The organism is Niastella soli (assembly GCF_017742245.1).
Lineage (GTDB): Bacteria > Bacteroidota > Bacteroidia > Chitinophagales > Chitinophagaceae > Niastella > Niastella soli.
In genome coordinates, this window is the sequence record NZ_JAGHKO010000011.1 from 180,588 (window position 1) to 201,116 (window position 20,529).

A 20,529-nucleotide genomic window follows, 5' to 3' on the forward strand; every position below is an offset into this window, starting at 1 on the left:
GTTAAGGATAATGAATTAAAACACCTGACCTATTTAAGTCTTTCCAGCACCCCTTTGCGTTTTATTAAATTCTTATAGTCCCATTGAACGGTCTGTGATTTTTTTAGCCATCTTTTTAGATCAGTTGTATTTACTTCATCAACTGTAGTATAACGTGCTTCCGCTGCTTTAAAACTTCCTTCTTTTGCCAGGCCAGGCTCTTCAAAAGATTGGCCACTCCAAAAAAGTAAGCGTATACAGGACTTTAATTTACTGTAACCAACAATAGGGTTGCCATCCAAAAACCAAACCGGATGGGCATGCCAGATCTTGTTTTCTGCCTTGGGTAAATGGCGATCAATTTCCTGTGACAGCAGCTGGCAAATGGCGCTATCGTTGGTTGATTGTGAGTCATTATAGGCCTGGACTTCTTTATTCATTACTGGTGTTTTTGATGGTAGTTGATCTTGTTAATTTACAATTTATTTTCCTTTAGATTCGGCGGTGCTGGAATTTTTAGCGAAGTGAGTTGTAGCCTGGTCTTCTAAAATTAAAGCCCTGACATACAAATCGTCAGGGCTTTATATTTAGAATGGCCCACCATTCAGGTAAGCCATTCAGGGTTTATCACAGGAACGCCGTTTGAGCGCTAATCTTTTTACAAAGCTATTTTAGCAGGAGGCCATTGCCCGATCGCAATCGGTGAAAAGGCGTAAACAGTCGGCAAGAAAGGCCATGTTTTCATTAGCCGCATTCAACGACTCAAAATGCCTGTTGACCGATCGGTAAGAGGGGAACTGCTGTCGCCGTTCTACTTTTGAGGTGTCAATAAGGAAGTTTTCAGGGCGGTTATAAATATACAGTGAGTTTTAGGTAGAGGTCCCGACGGTTCTGTCGGGACTTTTTATTATGTGATCATTAAAAATGGTCAATACATAAGTGGGGGTGAACGACTGAATTTGCCTGTTCAACGACTGGCAGCTGAAAGGCGGTTTTGGTGGGTGTACATTTAAATCGCAATTAAAAATTAAAACTATGACACCGCAATTTCCACTAATGAAAGTAACCTACATGGTCCCTTCTTCAACACTCAGGTCTTCTTCCAAACGCCTGCCATTGCTGAGTCTTACCCTCGATTTTAACAATGGATCATTGAACCTCGATGCCGATTGGCAATATCTTATGCAGTTGAACGGACATAGTAAGCGGGAGTGGTTTACAAGATCACGCGAAAGGGTGCAAATAGCCATGAATATTCGTGGCAATCAGCCTGTTGATCTGGCAGAGATAACTGAAGAGGGGTTGTTGCTCCCACTGGATGGAATTCTCAATGACCATTATGGGGCAGCTAGCTGTACTGGTTTACTGGTCATTGACACCGTAGGCATGTATTCAGGCGCAGTCAATAATGATTGGGATATTTCTATTTATCTCTACGACCGGCAACAGAACAACATGGAATTTAAAGTAAAGGTGCCCCTGCTTACAGGCGCAACAAACTTTTTTGAATACGCTAACTAAAAGTCGATCTTAATTTACTGTGCAAAAACTGCTGCTATGACATGTCTCATTATTGATGACAATGCAATTGCCCGCTCAGTATTGAAAAAGCTGGCGACCCAGGTGCAGGACCTTGTTGTTGCCGGAGAATGCACTACGGCCATGGAAGGATATAATTATCTTCAGGAACACACCGTTGATTTTTTGCTGCTGGATATTGAAATGCCGGGGATGACGGGCCTGGAACTTACGCGTAACCTGGGCAATAAAAAACCTGTTATTGTTTTTACCACCTCAAACAAAGAGTATGCACTGGAGGCATTTGAGTTGAATGTAGCCGATTATTTATTGAAGCCGGTTACAGCCGCGAGATTTCTTTGTGCCATTGAAAAAGTGCGGCAGTGGTTAGGCGACAAGGAAGCCATTAAGGTAACGGACGATCCTTTTATTTTTGTCCGGGATTCCAATATTGTGCGGCAACTCAAACTCGATGAGATCCTCTATGCCGAAGCCATGGGCGATTATGTAAAACTCTTTACTGCCCATAAATTCTACGCCATTCATACTACGCTCAAGGCGGTGGAAGAACGGTTGTCGTCTTTAGACTTTATCAGGACCCATCGTTCTTACCTGATAGCCCTGAACAAGATCGATGTAATACAGGATGGGGCATTAGTGGTGGCCGGTAAATCTATACCGGTGGCCGATGCTTATCGAAAAGCCCTGAATAAACGGTTGAATATCTTGTAGTGTCTTAACGTATAAATTCCGCAAAATGAAAGTCTTTGTTTTACAGGCAGGTCTGCTTGCGTTATTGTCTGCCTGCCACACAAATGATCATCCTGCTGCATTCCAGGAACATGTAAATAGTTTGCAACTCAATTTTAAAAAGCCATATCAACCGGCTGGTGACTGGCTAACGGATAGTCTCAGATCAGTGCGTGCAAAACAATCGTATGCCGCGGTAGAGCGGAAACTACGCGAAAGTGATGATTGATGTGGTATAAATAATAAAAGCCCCAACATTACTGTCGGGGCCACTTGCGGATCTTTATTGTGGTCGGTTATTACTTCACTTTGTTTACCACTGTTTGTTCAACATAAGTCTGATTTTTGTTGATGCTATATACTTCAGTGGTATTATTCTTAAAAGATTTTACAGTTACATTCAGGGCTTGCTCTTCAAAGCCATCAGATTTCAACAGGAATTTCTTGTTGATACCAGAACCTTTGAATTTATTAGTGTACACTATATTACCAGCTTCATCACGGAAAGTAACAACGATCTCATCTTCATCTGCATTGATCAGGCTCAGTTCAAATACAGGTGAGTTGTTCAGGTTGCCGATGAACTTCAGTTCAGTGACAGCAGCTGTTTTAGGCTCTTCATTAGCCAGTGTTACAGTTGAAAAACCTACGGTTAAAGTGATTAAGGTAAAAAGGGCGATTGTATACTTACTTGTTTTCATAATTGTAATCTTTTATAGTTATATTTCTTGTTTACTTATTTTTCCGAACGTTTCACCGGTTGTTGGTGTTTGTTGCGTTTCGTAATGCAAACATACATCGGGGTTGGGCCTCCTGAAAATCAACATAAGGCGGTTTTTAGTATGGGTAAGACCTTTATAAAAAGTTAAAACCCGCTATGGTAGCGGGTCCTGTTAAGAATGGCTCATGATGCCCAATCGTTTTTCACGTGTTAAGATTCCCCATAATGAGGAGTAGAACGCGTATGTTTTGCTTTTTATAGCTCGTCTGTTAAAAGAAATAATTACCTCAAGGCTGATAAACTAACAGCTGTTATTAGTTACATCTTTGTACTATATACCAACACCACTGCAACCAGTCCCGCTACAAAAAAGCCGGTTACCAGTGCACCAACGCCATGTATCAGCTGATTGCTGATAAAGGTGCCAATACCGGAGCCTACAAAGAAAAAGATGGTGCCGTATACGGAAGCCGCCAGCCCGGCTTTATCACCCAATGGTTCCAGTGCAATGGCTGAGCTATTAGGGTCAGCTGCAATGAATATGCAGGAGATGAGCCCAAGCAGGATAAAAAACAGCGGTGCAGGCGGTGGGTCACCCAATATGTATGTTGACAAAAGAAGGATAGTAGCTACTGCAAAGAAACCTGCTAATAAAATGCGGATTGTTTTGCGTGCGCCGTATCTTTTTGAAAAGTAGGAATTGCTCACAGCAGAAACAGCCATGAAGAGACCAATTGATCCGAATATAATAGGAAATAAGGCTGGCCGTTGATAAATAGTGCCAATAATGCGCTCCGAGCTGGAGATATAGGAGCTGAATACTGAAAAAAGAAGCGTGGCAATGGTAACGTATCTTAAAAAGATGCGGTTCTGTATAATGGATACCAGCTTGTGTGCTGTGCTCTTAAGATCTCCTTTTGATCTGGCCGATACCGGATGTGACTCTTTCATGCGGAATGACCAAATAAATACGATCACGGCAAAGGCTGGAGGAATGGAGAAAACCACCCGCCAGGAAAAGTATTTCAACACCAATGCACCTAACGCAGGCGCCACTACAGGAGTGAACAGAAATACGAATAGGACCAGCGACATAACCCTTGCCATGGCATCACCTGCATACCGGTCACGTACAGCTGCAATAGAGGTCATAAAAACAGCTGCAGCTCCCATGCCGGCAATAAATCGGAAAACATACATCCAGTACAGGCTACCCGCAAATGCGGTACAAAAGCCAGTGATAACATACAAAACAATACCGGCCCGTAAGATAGGTAAACGGCCCAGCCTGTCTGTAAGGTAACCAAACAATAGCTGGGTTACCTGACCCATAAAAAAGCATGAAACCAGTTGAGCGGTCTCTGTACCTGAGTTGCCTGATGAGAAGTGTTTACGTACATCTGCAAAGGCTGGCAGCATAATGTCTATACCCAATGCCGTCAGGATCATAGAACTGGCCGTAAAGGCAATAAATTCCTTTGATACCAATGTTTTCTTTACAGGGTCCATACTTATTTATAAAGAATAAATTATGGACAAAGTTGCAGAAAACTATCGGGTATCAACGGTGGTAATGGAGACATTTTTAGGGGGTAATTGCGTCAATTACCCCCTGTTTCATAATGTGACTGATGTTTTTTCACGGCTTCTCTTTCCCTTCTACCAGCAATTGACGCAGGTTTGATAGTAACTGATCTGAGGTATTGGAGTTGGTAAGAATTACGTACCCCATTTTCAGGTCCTTGTATACTTCAAACCGGCATTTGAAATCACCGTTATTACCGCCATGGCCAAATGATTTGCCATAGGGCGTTTCCCTTATTTCCAGGCTCATGCCCATATAAGTTGGGAACCTGGGGTGATAGGTAGTATCTTCAGAATGTTTTGAAAGAATGGTGTCGTACATAGCAGCAGACAGCCCTTTTTGTTCTAACAGATAAAGCGCAAACTTTGAAAAGATGATGGCTTCGGTATGCATGGAGGCTGCCATATTCGGTTGTTCGGGCGCATCGATCTTATTGGGCAGTTTGTTGTAATGCCCATTGGCCTTCATGTGTAGGAGGGAGTCATTTTTTGAAAAGAAGGTGTGGTACAACCCAATGGGCTCAATCACCTCTTCCTGTAATACTTTTTCTACTGGTTTGCCGGTGATCTTTTCTACCACCATTTTCAGGTATTGGAAACCTTCACCCGAATAACCAAAGGCGGTTCCCGGGGTGAACTTAAGGTCCAGCCGGCCGTTTTCGTTCATCCAGCGCCAGTTAGGAAACCCTGTTCGATGTGTTAATACATGGCGGGCGGTGATCAACTTATATCGCTCGTCATGTTCAATGTCCTTGTAGGGAAGGTATTCATGCAATGGTTTGTCGAGGTTAATAACATCGCGTTCTGCCAGCCGTTCCACCGCAAAGGCAAATACGGGTTTGGTAATGGAAGCGGCTTCAAATAAGGTGTTATCATCTACCTTTTCACCTGTCATGCTGTTACGAACGCCATAGGTTTTATGATAAACCATTTTCCCATCTTTTATCAGCGCCAGCGAAACACCGGGTATACCATAATACTTCATGTAGGTTTCAATAAAATTGTCTAACTGGCTGGTGTTGGAAGATGTAAAATCAAACAGTATGCCTTTATCGGGAAGCAGATCAGGGGCAGGGTTAGAAGGAAGAATAAGATCGCGTGCTATGGTTTTTTGTGCGGTCTTTACTTCCACCGTTTCCGGTTTTTTCTGCATGGTGCCATACACTTTGTCGTCGGTTTGATAATAGGTATCGTATAAACTGATCTCGTATTTACCAACAGGAAGGGTTGCAGAATAATTTCCCAGGCTGTCCAGCGCGGTTTCAACCCACCCGTTTTTATTGGCGATCAAACAAACCTGTCCGGGTAATTTCGTTGTTACAGGTTTATCCCACTTTAATTTTCCCGAAAGGGTACCCAGTTTGGCGTTTGTGGGCAGAATAAGTACATCGCCCAGGCTGTTAGGATTCATATATTTCTCACCTCCCTTGCCCCAGGCCGAATAGGAAAAACTGCCATCCCCGTCTTTATCGAAAACATGGAAATCGAAACCAATCGATTTACCAACTACCAGCTCATTGCCTAACTGCATACGCCATTCGTAAATACGGGTGCTGCCATTTCGAACCATGGCTACCTCCATAATGCTCCAATTGGCGGTACTGGCAAATGGATCATAAAAAGCGTTATTGATATTGCGCAGTTTCTTACTGTACATAAAAGAGGCCACACCTGATCCTGATAACAGGTGGCGGGCATCAATACTTACTTCCAGTCCATCCTGCGTATTCCAGCGTACATTGTCAGACGTGTCTTCAATAAAATCATCATCAGTTATGGTGAACGCAACATATAAAGAGTGATTATCGAGCCGGTAACCCAACTGAAAGAACCCCGAGAAGTCTGCTTCGTTTTTAGGGTTGGTAGGGGAGAGGTCCATACCAATCGGGTACTTTTGGGCATTGCCGGGCCAGTCAGACAAATTACCGTCAACAGTGATTGGACCAAGTGGATAAGCATAGGCAATGTTGCCATTATGACCCAAAACAGGGATCGAGGCGAGCCAACAGCAGGTAAACAGGGAGATGATTTTAATGAGGATGTTTGACATGGTAACTAGTTAATTGAAATATGACGATTGGCGGAGTAGGGAGGTTACAGGGGAACGGCGGATATCTTAAGGTAGTATTTATTGTCAATATGTTGCATGAAAGGTGACGAATGGCAACGAAAATGTTTAACCACCAAGCTTTTTTATTGCGGAATATTTAAAGCATTATGGGCTATAAATACCCCATTTAGCTATTGGCAATCAATAATAAGTTCGGTTATGGTGTCCGTGACTATAAACAACGCTGGTATATTTATTGAGGCGTTACTGAAAACGATATTGTATGGGAAAGGATAGAGAAAATAAATGGCAACCGGGTAAAGGAAAACCATCCGGTGCAAACAAAAATCAACCAGACATTCCGGCCGACCTGCCGACCAAACATCCCAATAGAAATACAAATAAACGAGCTGATCATACAACCACAGGGTCCACACAAAATAGAAACACCAATACTGGTTATAATGAAATAGTAACGAAAACACAGGTGGAAGAGCTACCCGGTATATTGACCAGGGATGTTTTTATTGAGCTGACTGGTTTTGACAAGCCGCCCTGTATCAGTTTACTGATGCCAACACATAAGGCGGGCGTGGAGGTAAATGAACAGGCCGATATGACAGCATTTAAAGCCGCTTTGCAAAAGGTTGAAAAAATGCTGAACGAAAAAGGGATTGATCAATCCTCCATTAAAGACATGTTGCAACCAGGATATGATCTCTTAAAAAATAATACATTCTGGCTTTCGCTTAATAATGGATTGGCGGTTTACATAGCCGATGGCTTTTTCAAATATGTAAAACTGGGTAATCCGGTAATACAATTGATACAGGTTAATTCTTCATTTTATGTAGGCCCGTTGGTACCCTATATGGTTAGAGGGGAGACTTTCTATTTGCTCGATATTGCTAAAAAATTCCCCCGTTTTTATCGGGCCGATGGATTTGGCATTGAGCGATTACAAATAGATGAAATGCCTTTTGGGGTAGATGATGTGGTGCACTTTGAAGAGAAAGATGGCGATATGTTATTCAGATCTGGCAGTGGCGGAAAAGGCGGCGCTAACTTCCATGGCACAGGCGGCGGAAGACCTGAAGAAAATGAGAACATTGCTACTTACCTGCAGGAAGTGGATGATACGCTTTGGGAAACCCAGTTACATGGGCAGAACGCCCCCTTATTACTGGCTGGACAGGAATTCCTGATCCCTATTTATAGATCGGTTTCCAAATATAAGAACATCTGGCCCGAAGCATTGACCGGTAATCATCATCAACAAAACGATAACGATATATATGAAGAGGCGATGAAGGTAATGAAACCCTACTTTGACCAACCATTACAATACGCGCTCGAAGATTATCTTAATAAACTGGCAACAGCCCTTACCTCTTCCATGGTCGATGCCATTATTCCGGCCGCTTATTACGGAAAGATTTCGCATTTGTTTGTGAAGAAGGGCTTTCAGGTATTCGGCACATTTAATGAACAGGAAAATAAACTGGCTATGCAGGAGTTGGAAGGAAATATGAATAATGCGGATGATCTGGTTGATAAAGCAGTAATAAAAACCATTCAAAACGGCGGAGAAGTATATTATCTGGAAGCAGACCAAATGCCAAATCAAAGTGAGCTGGCGGCTATATTCAGGTATTAGTGTAAGATGGGTTACCCACCGGTTGGCGGACGGCTCACGTGACTGGTTCTTCAGTTGGAGCCCACGAGATAGCATGTCGTGGGCTCTTTTTATCTTTGTACCCTTAATCGATTCCTATGGGTAAATTTTTTGATTCCATTCAGCCCCATCATGCTGAGTTTATTGAAAAGCAAAAAATGTTCTTTGTGGCCTCTGCGCCGTTAAGCGGTGAGGGGCATGTAAACCTCTCGCCCAAGGGGCTCGACAGCTTCCGGGTATTATCGCCTACCCGGGTAGCTTATCTTGATATCGTGGGCAGCGGCAATGAAACCTCCGCGCATTTGCTGGAAAATGGCCGCATCACCTTTATGTTTTGTGCATTTGAAGACGCCCCCAACATTCTGCGGTTATATGGCAATGGCGTTACTGTTTTGCCAGGCGATGCGCAATGGGCGGAACTGTCGGCCTTGTTCACCCTGCACTTATCAACCCGGCAAATAATTGTGGCTGAGATCCACAAAGTCCAGACCTCCTGCGGTTTTGGTGTTCCCCTGTACGACTATCTCGGCGAAAGGGACCATGCACAAAAATGGGCTGAGAAAAAGGGGCCCGAAGGCCTGGAAGCCTACAAAGAGGAAAAGAACCGGATCAGCCTCGACGGATTGCAAACAGCCCTGGGGGTGGCAACCGGGTAGTTTTGTAAATAGCCAATTCTTTCCTATTATGTGAGTCCTTAATAAACCCTTATGAACGAAAACTACCCTTTACTGAAAGACAGAATTCAATCTACTTTTATTGACTTTATTTTTCTGATAGTGTTGCTGGGAATAGGATCTGCGATTATGGATAAGTTTGAAAACGTCCCAGACTGGGTACCTATGACGCTGTTTATTGGTCTTTTTATAGTATATGAACCACTTTTTACAACCCTGGGTTGTACGATGGGTAATAAGATTAAAGGTATCCGGGTTAGAAAGCATTCAGATACCAACCGAAAGATCAATTTTGTTGACGCCCTCATCAGGTATGCGATAAAATGTATGTTGGGCTGGCTTTCATTTGTAACTATTGGCTCAAACCCAAAGCGCAGAGCCATTCATGACCTGGTTGTCGGTAGTGTAATGGTAAAAGTATAACCTGATAATTTAAAAGGCTCACAAAATGTTTATGAGCCTTTTGATATTGCTACATATTCAACTTCCCTTCAATAGAATCATCCATTGTTTTGCCGGTTGCTGCACCAGTCATCATTTTTAAGAAGGCAATGGCTTTGCCATGTTTGGTGTCCCAATAGTACCCGTCCTGTGGAATAAATTTTATGACTGATATTCTGGGGTCATCTTTGCCTTCAGTGAACCAGGTTTTCATAATTGGTTCCCACAGTTCGTCAATTTTATTCCGGTCATTTACAATTTCTGCTTTGCCGGTGATGTACATAAAATCGGAATGGGCTGAACCCTGGAAGAACAGTTTTACCGTGCAGTTTAGCGTTATGTCCTGGTTCTTATGGCTGTCTTTAGCGCTTAGGAACCACAAATTACCTGCGTCATCTATTTGTTGAACCGCCATTGGCCGTACACCGCTTGTTTCGTTGGTAGCATGCCCCGTATCGAAAAAGCAGGTCTTTGTTTTATCAATAAGCTCACGGAGTTTTTTAACGGCAGCTTCATTGTTAAGGTCTTCGCGGTTTTTTTCCTTTTGTTGTTTGTTAATACTATCCATAAAAAACTGTTTTATTTTAGTTTAAATATCAACGCCTGCCAGGGCAACAAGGTAACATGATGCCCTTCCTGTTGCAGCGACGTTTCATTGTTACTGATCAGTTGAAATTGTTTTTTATGTAATTCTTTGGGAATAGTATAGGGTACCAGTTCGTCTGAAAAATTAAGCACTATTAAAGTGGCCGTTTTTTCCAGCGTGCGGGTATAAGTAAAGATCTGTTCATGTTCCGGATCATAGAGTTTGTATTCGCCATAGATCAACTCCAGGTGGTCTTTTCTTAACTGCACCAGGTGCCTGAAATAATTCAGTGGAGAATTGCCATCCATATCCTGCGCTTCCAGATTGATGTATACATGGTCGGGATTTACTTTTATCCAGGGTTCACTGGTTGTAAAACCGGCATTGGGCGTAGCATCCCATTGAAAAGGCGTACGGCTGTTATCGCGGGCGCCAAACTGCTGGTCTTTAATGAACTGATCCAGGTCGCCTTTTTGAAATTGCAGGTAATGGTACATGTACAGGGTCTCAATGTCGCGGTAGTCCTGGATAGATTCAAACTTGATATTCGCCATGCCCAGCTCATCGCCATTATAAAAAATAGGGGTAGAACGCATGGTCAATAAAAAGGTGATCAGCAATTTGCTGGAGGGTACCCTGAACTCAGGTTTATCATTGCCCCATCGGGTAAGCATCCGCGGTTGATCGTGATTGCCTAAATAGATAGTGCCCCAGCCTTCTTTGGAAAATACATCATTCCATTCGGTATACAGTTTTTTAAAGGCAGGCAGGCTATAGCCATTCGGATCAGGACGTTTAAAACCTTCTTTGGCGTAACCCAATCCCATGCCTTTAAAATGATACAGCATATGCAGTTCCTGTCTGTCTTCATGCACAAATTGCAAGGCTTCCTCTTTTTCAATACCCGGTGTTTCTGCAATGGTCACCATGTCAGGGTACTTGCTTAGTACTTCCAGATGCATTTCATGCAGGTATTCATGCAGTTTAGGTCCCTTTGCATAAAAGTAACTCCAGTCGTTGTCATATTTTTCTTTCACCTCTTTTTTCGAAAGCACCGGCCAGCTTGTATCTTTTGCGATATAGGAGATAGCATCCAGCCGGTAGCCATCAATGCCTTTGTCGAGCCAGAAGCGCATCATTTGATAAATTTCCTGCCTTACTTTAGGGTTCTCCCAGTTCAGATCAGGTTGTTTGTTACTGAAGTAATGCAGGTAATAGGAGTTGGTAGCCGCATCAAATTGCCAGGCATCGCCTTTTTTGTCGAAAAAGCTATAACGGTGTGGCGGCTTCCCTTTTTCGGCCGGCCACCAATGGTAATATTCGCGATAGGGATTATCCCGCGATTTCCTCGATTCCACAAACCAGGGATGTTCATCGCTGGTGTGATTTACCACCAGGTCCATCAACAACTTTATACCTCTGGCATGCAGACCAACCAGCAGGGTATTAAAATCGGAAATGGTGCCAAATGTGGGCATAATAGCTTCATAATTACTGATATCGTACCCATTGTCGTCATTGGGCGAAGCATAAATGGGGTTCAGCCATACCAGGCCAACCCCAAGGCTTTGAATATAATCCAGTTTTGAAATAAGTCCGGGCAGGTCACCAATGCCATCGGCATTGCTGTCTTTAAAACTGCGGGGATATATTTGATAGATCACTGTTTCCTTCCACCATTCTTTATCCTTTATCTCCATATATAGTAATTATTTTTTAATGTCTGAATCAGTTTGCAATCTGCATACCATAGTAGCCGCCGTAGCTTTAGCGAAGGCGGCTTCACCTGAGCCAGGGCTATGGCGACCGGGTATAAGTTTTGAAAGTATAGGTTATGAAAAAGCGAAAACGTCCACGTACAGACCCGAACAACCAGGTTCATAGTGAATTTGAGACCACAATTGGTAATAGTTTCAATACGGTGCGTAAGGAAACTCCCATAAAAAATAAAAATGAGGCAGATGAAGACGATCCACTGAACGAGGTGCCTGGTGATGAATATGACCTTGTAAATGAAGGGGATATAGCAAGTGAACCGCCGAAGAAGAGTCACAGCCGGAGGAAAGTTGATAAGATGCCCCTTTTGATCGGGATCTTAGGCATAATCGGATTGATTGGGGTGATAGCAGTGGTAAGGGCAATGAGTGCTCAGACTGACCAGAAGTTGCCCTGTTGATCAGTTGGAAAGTTAAAAAGTTGATAATTAATTGGAGAGCTGAGTATGCGCTATCTTCTCAACTCGTCAACTCGTTAACTGATTAACTTTTTCAACCTACCTTTGGCCCTCGAATGAAACATTTAAAAGCACTAGAAAGATACTTCTGGAAGTACCGTTTGAGACTATTCCTTGGGATCGTTTTTATTATAATTTCCAACTACTTTGCCGTACTGGCACCCCAGGTTACCGGCTACGTGTTCGATGTAGTGCAACGGGCTTTTGGTATTGAATCAAAAAAAGAACCCGTACAATACGACTGGCTGGTAAATTGGTTCATTCATTTTGCCGAAAAGAGCAGAACTATTTCCGTCATTGCTTTTTGTGGTATTGTTATTCTGGTATTGGCCCTTATTCGTGGAGTTTTCATGTTCCTGATGCGGCAAACGATCATCGTTATGAGCCGCCACATCGAATATGACCAAAAGAACCAGATCTTTCAACACTACCTCACCCTCGATGTCAATTTCTACAAGACCCACAGCACCGGCGACCTCATGAACCGCATGGCCGAAGATGTTAGCCGGGTGAGGATGTTTACAGGGCCAGCCATCATGTATTTAATAAATCTGGTGTCGCTTATTTCGCTGTCGGTATATTATATGGTGAAGAAAGATGCGTTGCTTACCCTCTATGTATTGGCACCGTTGCCAATTCTGGCCGTCACCATTTATGTTGTAAATACCATCATTAACAAAAGAAGTGAACGCATACAGGCTTTGTTGAGCGATCTAACTACCAATGCCCAGGAATCTTATTCCGGCATCCGGGTTATTAAGTCGTTTGTTCAGGAAAAAGCCATGTACCGGTTTTTTGATAAGAATAGCGAGGAGTATAAAGAAAACGCTATTGGACTGGCTAAAATGGAAGCTTTGTATTTTCCTTCTATGACCCTGCTTATTGGGCTCAGTACGTTGTTGGCCATCATGATTGGCGGCATTTACGCAATTTATGGCAAGCACGATATTCATATGAGTACCATTGCCGAGTTTGTGATGTATATAAACATGCTCACCTTCCCGGTTGGCGCTATTGGCTGGACGGCAAGTATGATACAACGGGCGGCCGCTTCTCAAAAACGTATTAATGAGTTCCTCGACACCAATTCTGCTATAGTAAACCCCGTACATCCCGTTAAACCGGCGTTACAGGGAGCCATTACATTTGAAAATGTTGACTTTGTATACCCAAACACTGGCATTCAGGCGCTTACCCATTTTAACCTGCATATAAAAAAAGGACAAAAGATCGCCATTATCGGACATACCGGCAGTGGTAAGACCACTATTGCGCAATTGTTATTACGCATGTACGATCCTACAAAGGGCAAGGTAAGCATTGATGGTACCGATCTGCGTCAGACAGACCTGCAGGATTTGCGCCGCCAGATCAGTTATGTGCCGCAAGATGTATTCCTCTTCAGCGATACCATAAATAATAATATCCTGTTCAGCCCTGGGGGGACCGTTAATAACGAAACCGTAGTAAAAGCAGCCCGTTCGGCCAGTGTTGAAAAAGAAATAGAGCAGTTTCACGAAAAATACGACACCATGGTAGGGGAGCGGGGAGTAACCCTAAGCGGCGGACAAAAACAACGTATCTCTATTGCACGCGCTCTGGCAAAGGACCCGCAAATAGTGGTGTTTGATGATTGTTTAAGTGCCGTGGACGCCCGTACTGAGAAAGAAATACTGGGTAATCTAAGTATATACCTCCAACATAAAACAGCCATCATTATCACCCACCGCATTTTTACTTTATTCGATTTTGACACCATTGTAGTGCTGGATGAAGGGAAGATTGTGGAGACCGGAACACATAACGAATTATTGTCATTGAATGGATATTACGCGTATTTATACGAACAACAGCTGCAACAGGAGCGGGAAGAGGGCTAAAACGATACACAATTGGGGATAAATAAGGGAAATTACTTCGTAAAATGCTAATGAAATTTTGTTGATTCTAAAACAATATTATATTTGTAACGCTTTTTTTTGTGAAAATTTGATAATTGTTAACTGCAAAACTTAAATGACTGTGGCGTACGAAAACAACGACAAACGTATGGAAAGCGTTTATAGCAAACGCATAAGAGCTGGGAAAAGAAGAACCTACTTCTTTGATGTGAGGGCTACCCGTGGAAATGATTACTACATTACCATTACGGAGAGCCGCAAAAAATTCAACGAAAACGGGTACGACAGGCACAAAATCTTCCTTTACAAAGAAGACTTCAACAAATTTCTGAAGGCATTGACCGAAGCAGTAGACTATGTGAAAACTGAATTGATGCCCAATTTTGATTTTGACGCCTACAACCACGATCAAGTTGCAGATACAGATATCGATGATGTTATGGACGCCGCCCCTGCTGCTGCACCCGCTTTACAACCAGTAAGCAGTGCTGCCACCAATGGTGCTGGTTCAGCTGCAGATGCCGGTGAAGAAGTTGACAAATGGTAATTTCCCATAAACGGTTTTATGATCTAGCAAGCTCCCAAAAGGAGCTTTTTTTCTTTTTAGGGCAGTAGGCGTTTTTCGGCCGGCTGCATTGCTCGATCGCCGTCTCCTGATTCACTCATTTGTACGTTTTATTCGTTATTCAGCATCCTGATCCTGAAAACGTATTTTCTTTTTGCCTTTTTCACATTGCCCATAGCCCATAGCCTTTTCTCTCTGTTTCCCCCAACCGCAAAGCATCTTTTGCAAACAATCTCTTCTATTTATATACCTGATATTCTTTGTATTAAGGCTGATTGTCTGTTTAAACTGACAAAATATGTAGTTATTGACCTGAAACCCATGCCTTTATTGCACTGGCATTAAACTTGACATATATGGCAATTGCCTTCAATTCATGGTATTTTAAGCAAGAGTATGTTATTTTGTCACAGATAATCTTTGTATGAAAGAAGCGAAAATATTATTCACGCCTGAAGATGAAATGGATTTTATTCCTATTATCCCTCTCAACGAAAATGAAGGAGATAACAGTGCAGATATAGTCATTCCGTCCGAACTGGCCCTGTTGCCACTGCGTAATACCGTTTTGTTCCCCGGGGTTGTTTTACCAATTACCGTGGGTCGCGATAAAAGCATAAAAGCCGTAAATGACGCCTATAAGGCTGACAAGCTGGTAGGGGTTATAGCACAAAAAGACAGCAATGTGGAAGATCCGGCGGTTACCGACCTGGAAGACATAGGCACGGTAGCCAAGATCATAAAAATGATCAAAATGCCCGATGGCGGCACCACTGTCATTATTCAGGGTAAACGCCGGTTTAAAATAAAAAGCATTACTGCCGAAGACCCTTATTTCAAAGCCCAGGTAGAACTGCTGGAAGAGCCGGATGCCCCCAAAAACGAGGATTTTAATGCCTATGTGGCCACTATCAAGGAACTGGCTGGGCAAATCATTCAGCTGTCGCCCAATATTCCCTCCGAAGCCTCCATTATTTTAAAAAATATAGAGAACCCCTCTTTCCTTATTCACTTCATAAGCAGCAACCTGAACACCGAGTTGTTGGAAAAGCAGAAACTGCTGGAAATGAATAATATCGAAAAGCGGGCTGACCTGTTGATGAAGCTGTTGCAACGGGAACTGCAGTTTGCCGAGCTTAAGAACAAGGTGACTACCAAAACCAAGACGGAGCTCGATAAACAGCAGCGCGAGTATTTCCTGCAACAGCAAATGAAAAGCATTAAAGAAGAGCTGGGCGGCGATACCAATGAGCGTGAGATCAAGGAAATGATGAAAAAGGCCGACGCCAAGAAATGGTCTGAAGCGGCTAAGGAAATGTTCAAAAAGGGCATTGAAAAGCTGGAGCGCATGCATCCCAGCACCCCCGATTACTCCGTAGTGTACAATCACCTCGACCTCATGCTTGAACTGCCCTGGGGTGAAGTGACCGAAGACCAGTACGACCTGAAAAAAGCCAAGAAAGTGCTCGACCATGACCATTATGGCATGGATAAGGTAAAAGAGCGTTTGTTGGAATACCTGGCCGTATTAAAGCTAAAGGGCGACATGAAAAGCCCCATCCTGTGTTTTGTAGGCCCTCCGGGTATAGGTAAAACCTCCCTTGGTCGCAGTATTGCCACCGCGGTTAAACGGAAATATGGCCGCGTAAGTTTAGGTGGCTTGCACGATGAAAGCGAGATCCGCGGTCATCGCAAAACCTATATAGGGGCCATGCCGGGCCGTATCATTCAATTATTGCGGAAATTAAAATCATCGAACCCGGTGATCATCCTCGATGAAATTGATAAAGTGGGGAGCGATTTCCGCGGCGATCCATCATCAGCTTTGCTCGAAGTGCTGGACCCTGAACAGAATAATAATTTCTACGATAATTACCTGGAGCTGGAGTACGACCTCAGTAAAGTATTGTTCATTGCTACTGCCAATGACATCAATAATATTCAACCCGCGCTGCGCGACCGACTCGAGATCATTAACCTGAGCGGGTATGCTGTAGAAGAAAAGATACAGATAGCCAAACGGCACCTGGTACCCAAACAAAAAGAAGCGCATGGATTAAAACCGGTCGAATTTAAAATTGGCGATAATATTCTGGAAAAGATCATTCAGAATTATACCAGGGAAAGCGGCGTTCGTGAGCTGGACCGTTACCTCGCTTCTATAATGCGCTACGAGGCAAAGGAATTTGCCATGAATGAATCGGTAAAACCCTCCCTTACCGAAAAGGATATAGAAAAGATCCTGGGCAAACCCAAGTATAACAATGAAATGTATAAGGCAGCCAATATGCCCGGTGTGGCCATTGGACTGGCCTGGACATATGTAGGCGGCGATATCCTTTTTATGGAAACCAGTCTCAGTGATGGCAAGGGAGAGTTGAAACTGACCGGTAACCTGGGCAATGTGATGAAAGAAAGCGCTGTAACTGCGCTAACTTATTTACAATCCAATGCTAAAAAGATAGGGATCAATCCATCGCTTTTTGATAAAAAGAACATTCACGTGCATGTGCCTGAAGGCGCCGTGCCGAAAGATGGTCCAAGTGCCGGTATAACTATCATGACAGCCATTACATCGGCTTTAACAGGCAAACGGGTAAAACCTTATCTGGCCATGACCGGTGAAATTACCTTGCGCGGTCAGGTGTTGCCGGTAGGGGGCATAAAAGAAAAAGTGCTGGCTGCCCGCAGAGCAGGCTTGAAAGAGATTGTGATGTGCTGGCAGAATGAACGCGACATAAAAGAAATTGAGCCCGCATTTATAAAAGGATTAACATTTCACTATGTAAAAACAATGCAGCAGGTATTGGATATCGCATTGGGATAATGGAATGTCAGATCAGCTGGGCCTTTAATTGGATTTTAATACGGACAATGACATCTTTTTGAACAAATAACTGATAAACCCTGTTAGTATAATATTCAACCGAGATTTTTTTTCATGTTGGTTGTTTTAAGGGTTAAAGAAATTCCTCCATGTCAATGGAGGAATTTTTTTTTTGTATCCGCCGTAGCCTTGGCAAAGGCGGATTGTGCCTTGTTTCTTTTTTGCTATTTTCGCTTTGTCCGCCGGAGCCCTGGCGTAGGCGGATATGCCCTCCATGAAAATCAAACTGCTTATATTAGGTTTTTTATTTATCCTTGCCCATTCAAATGCGCAAACAGTAGGGGGGAATACGGTCTATAATTTTTTAAAGCTCTCCAATACGCCCCAGTTGACTGCCTTAGGCGGGATCAATATTACCAATCAAACCCACGACATAGGGCTTGCATTCAATAATCCGGCTTTATTACGGCCTGAAATGCATACCCAAACCACCATGGTCTTCAATTCCTTTTATGCGGGTATAAAGAACTATCACCTGATGTCGGGATATCATGCTAATGCGCTCAACACCACTTTTGCTGCTGGTATTAATTATTTTAGTTATGGATCAATAGCCGAAACTGATATGACGGGGAATGTGCTGGGTGCCATGCGACCAGCAGATTATGTTGTGCAGGTAAGTGCCACCCGCCAATATGGGGAGCGCTGGCATTATGGCGTTACTGCAAAATTCATTCATTCATCTTATGGTATCTATCGGTCATCGGGCATAGCTATGGATATGGGAATTGCCTATGCCGATTCCGCTAATTTATGGCAGGCCTCGTTGGTGGCAAAGAATATGGGCGCCCAGGTAAAACAATATACCGGCACTGCTAGTGGCGATCTGCCCTTTGATCTGCAACTGGGTATTTCCAAACGGCTGGCCCATGCGCCATTGCAGTTTTCATTGACTTTTTTCCAGCTGCATAAATTTGATACTCGTTACAACGACACTTTATTTAACAATGAAACAGGTTTAGCTCAGGATAGCAAGGAAAAAAAATATATATTTGACAAGTTTTTCAGACATGTTATTCTGGCTGTGCAATTATATGTTGGTGATAAAGTAGAAGTAACAGCTGGATACAATTACCTCCGCCGCAAAGAACTGAACATAACAAACGCCGGCAACGGACTAAACGGTTTTTCAATGGGTGTTGGCGTGTTATTCAAAAAAATCCAAATCCGCTACGCGAGGAGTTATTATCAAAATAATTCTTCCTATAACCAATTCGGCTTAAACCTCAGGCTAAACGATTATTTCGGCTCGGGCGGGTTGTTGAATAGAGCAGGAAATAAGTAATTGTTTTCCCTTAATTAATCTTAACCGCTTTCCTTAAACTTTAAAAATTTAAGGGACATGGAATCCTGTTTATCCCACAAAATCAGTAATCTTAATTTTCGCCAAATAAACCTTTTTCTTAATGATCAAAGTGATTATAGCAGATGATCACAAATTAGTACGCGAAGCCTGGAACCTGCTGCTCAGCAGGGATAAAAGGTTGTCGATAATTGCCATATGTGAAAATGGTAGGCAGGTTATTGAAGCCTGCAAAACGCTTTCACCCGATGTGGTTTTAATGGACATAAATATGGAACCGGTGAGTGGTATCGAAGCTACCAAAGCCATCCGGACCCTTACTGATGAGATCCGTATTATTGGGATCTCTGTTCATACCGATCTTCCATACGTTAACGCACTTATGCATGCGGGTGCCAATGGCTATGTTACCAAAAACTCTTCCGGCGAAGAAATGATCCGCGCTATTATGCTGGTGATGGAGGGCAAGCAATATTTCTGTAAGGAGATTTCCGATATAATTAGCAGCTGATTCGATGATGTAGGAAGTAGGAGGTAAGATGTAAGAAATTCATGACTCATATAATAAAAAAGGATCACCTGTTTTGCAGATGATCCTTTTTTTATTTGTATTTTTTACTTCCTACTTCTTACTTCGGCTGTTTTATCCAACAAGCTCTTTTTCGTCTTTGAAAGCTTCGCGAGGGGTGATCCCCAGCAGATTGAACATCGCCTGATCTTCATCAAATGAAGGGTTGGGTGTGGTCAGTAATTTCTCCCCGGTAAAGATGGAGTTGGCGCCGGCCATAAAGCACAATGCCTGGTCAGAAACGCTCATAGTAGCACGGCCTGCACTTAAACGTACCATGGCTTTTGGCATCAGGATGCGGGCTGTGGCGATCATTTTCACCATATCCCACACATCTACTTTCTGATTGTTTTCGAGCGGTGTACCGGCTACAGCTACCAACGCATTGATGGGCACACTTTCTGGGTGCTCAGGCATGGTGCTGAGCGTATGCAGCATTTTAATGCGGTCTGCATGGGTTTCGCCCAAACCAACAATACCACCACAGCAAACGGAAATACCGGCTTTACGAACGTTGTCCAGGGTTTCCAGACGGTCGTCGTAGGTACGGGTAGTAATGATCTCTGTATAATATTCTTTAGAGGTGTCCAGGTTGTGGTTGTAGGCATACAAACCAGCGTCGGCCAGTTTCTGGGCTTGTGTTTCGTTAAGCATACCCAGGGTACAGCACACTTCCATTCCCATTTCATTTACGCCTTTTACCATGTCAATAACACGGTCAAAGTCGCGGTTGTCTCTTACTTCACGCCAGGCAGCACCCATACAAAAACGGGTGGAACCGGCTGCTTTTGCCTTGGCGGCATATTCAAGCACCTGGTCTTTTTGCATTAATGCATGTACATCAACACCTGTACTATAGCGGGCAGCCTGCGGACAATAAGCACAGTCCTCCGAGCAACCACCGGTTTTTATAGAAAGCAGGGTACAAACCTGTACTTCTCCTGTGTCGTTGTACTGCCTGTGTACCGTGGCAGCACGATAAATGAGCTCAAGCAAGGGGGAATTGTAAATTTCCTGTATTTCTTCAATCTTCCAGTCGTTTCTGATAATTGCATCCATACCAATTAATTATAAATAATTTTTTAAGTTAGTGC

Annotated in this window: 19 protein-coding genes; 12 read left to right on the forward strand and 7 right to left on the reverse strand. The window is 43.3% G+C overall.

All coding sequences use genetic code 11. From position 1 onward, the window contains the following. Positions 1–29 precede the first annotated feature (29 nt). A complete protein-coding gene (locus J7I42_RS26915) occupies positions 30–419 on the reverse strand; it encodes a DUF1801 domain-containing protein (RefSeq protein ID WP_209142029.1) in 390 nt (129 codons plus the stop codon). Between the two features lie 595 nt (positions 420–1,014). On the opposite strand from J7I42_RS26915, the gene J7I42_RS26920 reads away from it, so the two are divergent. The 3 genes from J7I42_RS26920 to J7I42_RS26930 are packed head-to-tail and all read left to right on the forward strand — an operon-like array spanning position 1,015 to position 2,476. Further along, entirely contained in the window at positions 1,015–1,500 is a 486-nt protein-coding gene (locus tag J7I42_RS26920; RefSeq protein ID WP_209142031.1) for a hypothetical protein, read from the forward strand. A gap of 36 nt (positions 1,501–1,536) precedes the next feature. Then, on the forward strand, positions 1,537–2,229 hold the full coding sequence (locus J7I42_RS26925) for a LytR/AlgR family response regulator transcription factor (protein WP_209142033.1): 693 nt from the start codon (positions 1,537–1,539) through the stop codon (positions 2,227–2,229). 25 nt (positions 2,230–2,254) lie between these two features. Beyond that, positions 2,255–2,476: a hypothetical protein gene (locus J7I42_RS26930; protein WP_209142035.1), complete on the forward strand. Its 222-nt coding sequence runs from the start codon at positions 2,255–2,257 to the stop codon at positions 2,474–2,476. A gap of 70 nt (positions 2,477–2,546) precedes the next feature. Here J7I42_RS26930 and J7I42_RS26935 read toward each other — a convergent pair whose 3' ends face one another. The 3 genes from J7I42_RS26935 to J7I42_RS26945 form a co-directional block, all read right to left on the reverse strand. Continuing rightward, the gene (locus tag J7I42_RS26935; protein WP_209142037.1) at positions 2,547–2,948 is read right to left on the reverse strand and encodes a hypothetical protein; all 402 of its coding nucleotides are present in this window, start codon (positions 2,946–2,948) and stop codon (positions 2,547–2,549) included. Between the two features lie 338 nt (positions 2,949–3,286). Next, positions 3,287–4,477, reverse strand: a complete 1,191-nt coding sequence (locus J7I42_RS26940; RefSeq protein ID WP_209142039.1) for an MFS transporter — start codon at positions 4,475–4,477, stop codon at positions 3,287–3,289. A 130-nt stretch (positions 4,478–4,607) separates the two neighbouring features. Further along, positions 4,608–6,602: a serine hydrolase gene (locus J7I42_RS26945; RefSeq protein WP_209142041.1), complete on the reverse strand. Its 1,995-nt coding sequence runs from the start codon at positions 6,600–6,602 to the stop codon at positions 4,608–4,610. Between the two features lie 283 nt (positions 6,603–6,885). Here J7I42_RS26945 and J7I42_RS26950 point away from each other — a divergent pair, with 283 nt between their 5' ends. The 3 genes from J7I42_RS26950 (at position 6,886) to J7I42_RS26960 (ending at position 9,374) form a co-directional block, all read left to right on the forward strand. Further along, positions 6,886–8,259, forward strand: coding sequence for a baeRF7 domain-containing protein (locus J7I42_RS26950; RefSeq protein ID WP_209142043.1), 1,374 nt, complete (start codon positions 6,886–6,888; stop codon positions 8,257–8,259). A gap of 116 nt (positions 8,260–8,375) precedes the next feature. Next, on the forward strand, positions 8,376–8,933 hold the full coding sequence (locus J7I42_RS26955; protein ID WP_209142045.1) for a pyridoxamine 5'-phosphate oxidase family protein: 558 nt from the start codon (positions 8,376–8,378) through the stop codon (positions 8,931–8,933). A gap of 51 nt (positions 8,934–8,984) precedes the next feature. Further along, the gene (locus J7I42_RS26960) at positions 8,985–9,374 is read left to right on the forward strand and encodes an RDD family protein (protein WP_209142047.1); all 390 of its coding nucleotides are present in this window, start codon (positions 8,985–8,987) and stop codon (positions 9,372–9,374) included. 49 nt (positions 9,375–9,423) lie between these two features. Here J7I42_RS26960 and J7I42_RS26965 read toward each other — a convergent pair whose 3' ends face one another. Beyond that, complete coding sequence (locus J7I42_RS26965; RefSeq protein ID WP_209142049.1) at positions 9,424–9,960, reverse strand: pyridoxamine 5'-phosphate oxidase family protein; 537 nt, start codon at positions 9,958–9,960, stop codon at positions 9,424–9,426. An 11-nt stretch (positions 9,961–9,971) separates the two neighbouring features. Beyond that, positions 9,972–11,678, reverse strand: a complete 1,707-nt coding sequence (locus J7I42_RS26970) for a glycoside hydrolase family 13 protein (RefSeq protein ID WP_209142051.1) — start codon at positions 11,676–11,678, stop codon at positions 9,972–9,974. Between the two features lie 134 nt (positions 11,679–11,812). Between J7I42_RS26970 and J7I42_RS26975 the strand changes: the two genes are divergently transcribed. The 6 genes from J7I42_RS26975 (at position 11,813) to J7I42_RS27000 (ending at position 19,378) form a co-directional block, all read left to right on the forward strand. Continuing rightward, positions 11,813–12,154 (forward strand): hypothetical protein, encoded by a 342-nt coding sequence (locus J7I42_RS26975; RefSeq protein WP_209142053.1) that lies wholly within the window; start codon positions 11,813–11,815, stop codon positions 12,152–12,154. Between the two features lie 113 nt (positions 12,155–12,267). Then, positions 12,268–14,091 (forward strand): ABC transporter ATP-binding protein, encoded by a 1,824-nt coding sequence (locus J7I42_RS26980; RefSeq protein WP_209142055.1) that lies wholly within the window; start codon positions 12,268–12,270, stop codon positions 14,089–14,091. Between the two features lie 136 nt (positions 14,092–14,227). Then, positions 14,228–14,659, forward strand: coding sequence for a DUF3276 family protein (locus J7I42_RS26985; RefSeq protein ID WP_209142057.1), 432 nt, complete (start codon positions 14,228–14,230; stop codon positions 14,657–14,659). A 442-nt stretch (positions 14,660–15,101) separates the two neighbouring features. Beyond that, positions 15,102–17,504, forward strand: a complete 2,403-nt coding sequence (gene lon / locus J7I42_RS26990) for an endopeptidase La (RefSeq protein ID WP_209142059.1) — start codon at positions 15,102–15,104, stop codon at positions 17,502–17,504. A gap of 274 nt (positions 17,505–17,778) precedes the next feature. After that, positions 17,779–18,849 (forward strand): type IX secretion system protein PorQ, encoded by a 1,071-nt coding sequence (gene porQ / locus J7I42_RS26995; RefSeq protein ID WP_209142061.1) that lies wholly within the window; start codon positions 17,779–17,781, stop codon positions 18,847–18,849. 121 nt (positions 18,850–18,970) lie between these two features. After that, positions 18,971–19,378 carry a response regulator gene (locus tag J7I42_RS27000; RefSeq protein WP_209142063.1) on the forward strand — a complete coding sequence of 136 codons (408 nt, stop codon included), beginning with the start codon at positions 18,971–18,973 and terminating at the stop codon, positions 19,376–19,378. 132 nt (positions 19,379–19,510) lie between these two features. Here J7I42_RS27000 and bioB read toward each other — a convergent pair whose 3' ends face one another. Then, positions 19,511–20,494: a biotin synthase BioB gene (bioB, locus tag J7I42_RS27005; protein ID WP_209142065.1), complete on the reverse strand. Its 984-nt coding sequence runs from the start codon at positions 20,492–20,494 to the stop codon at positions 19,511–19,513. Between the last annotated feature and the right edge of the window lie 35 nt (positions 20,495–20,529).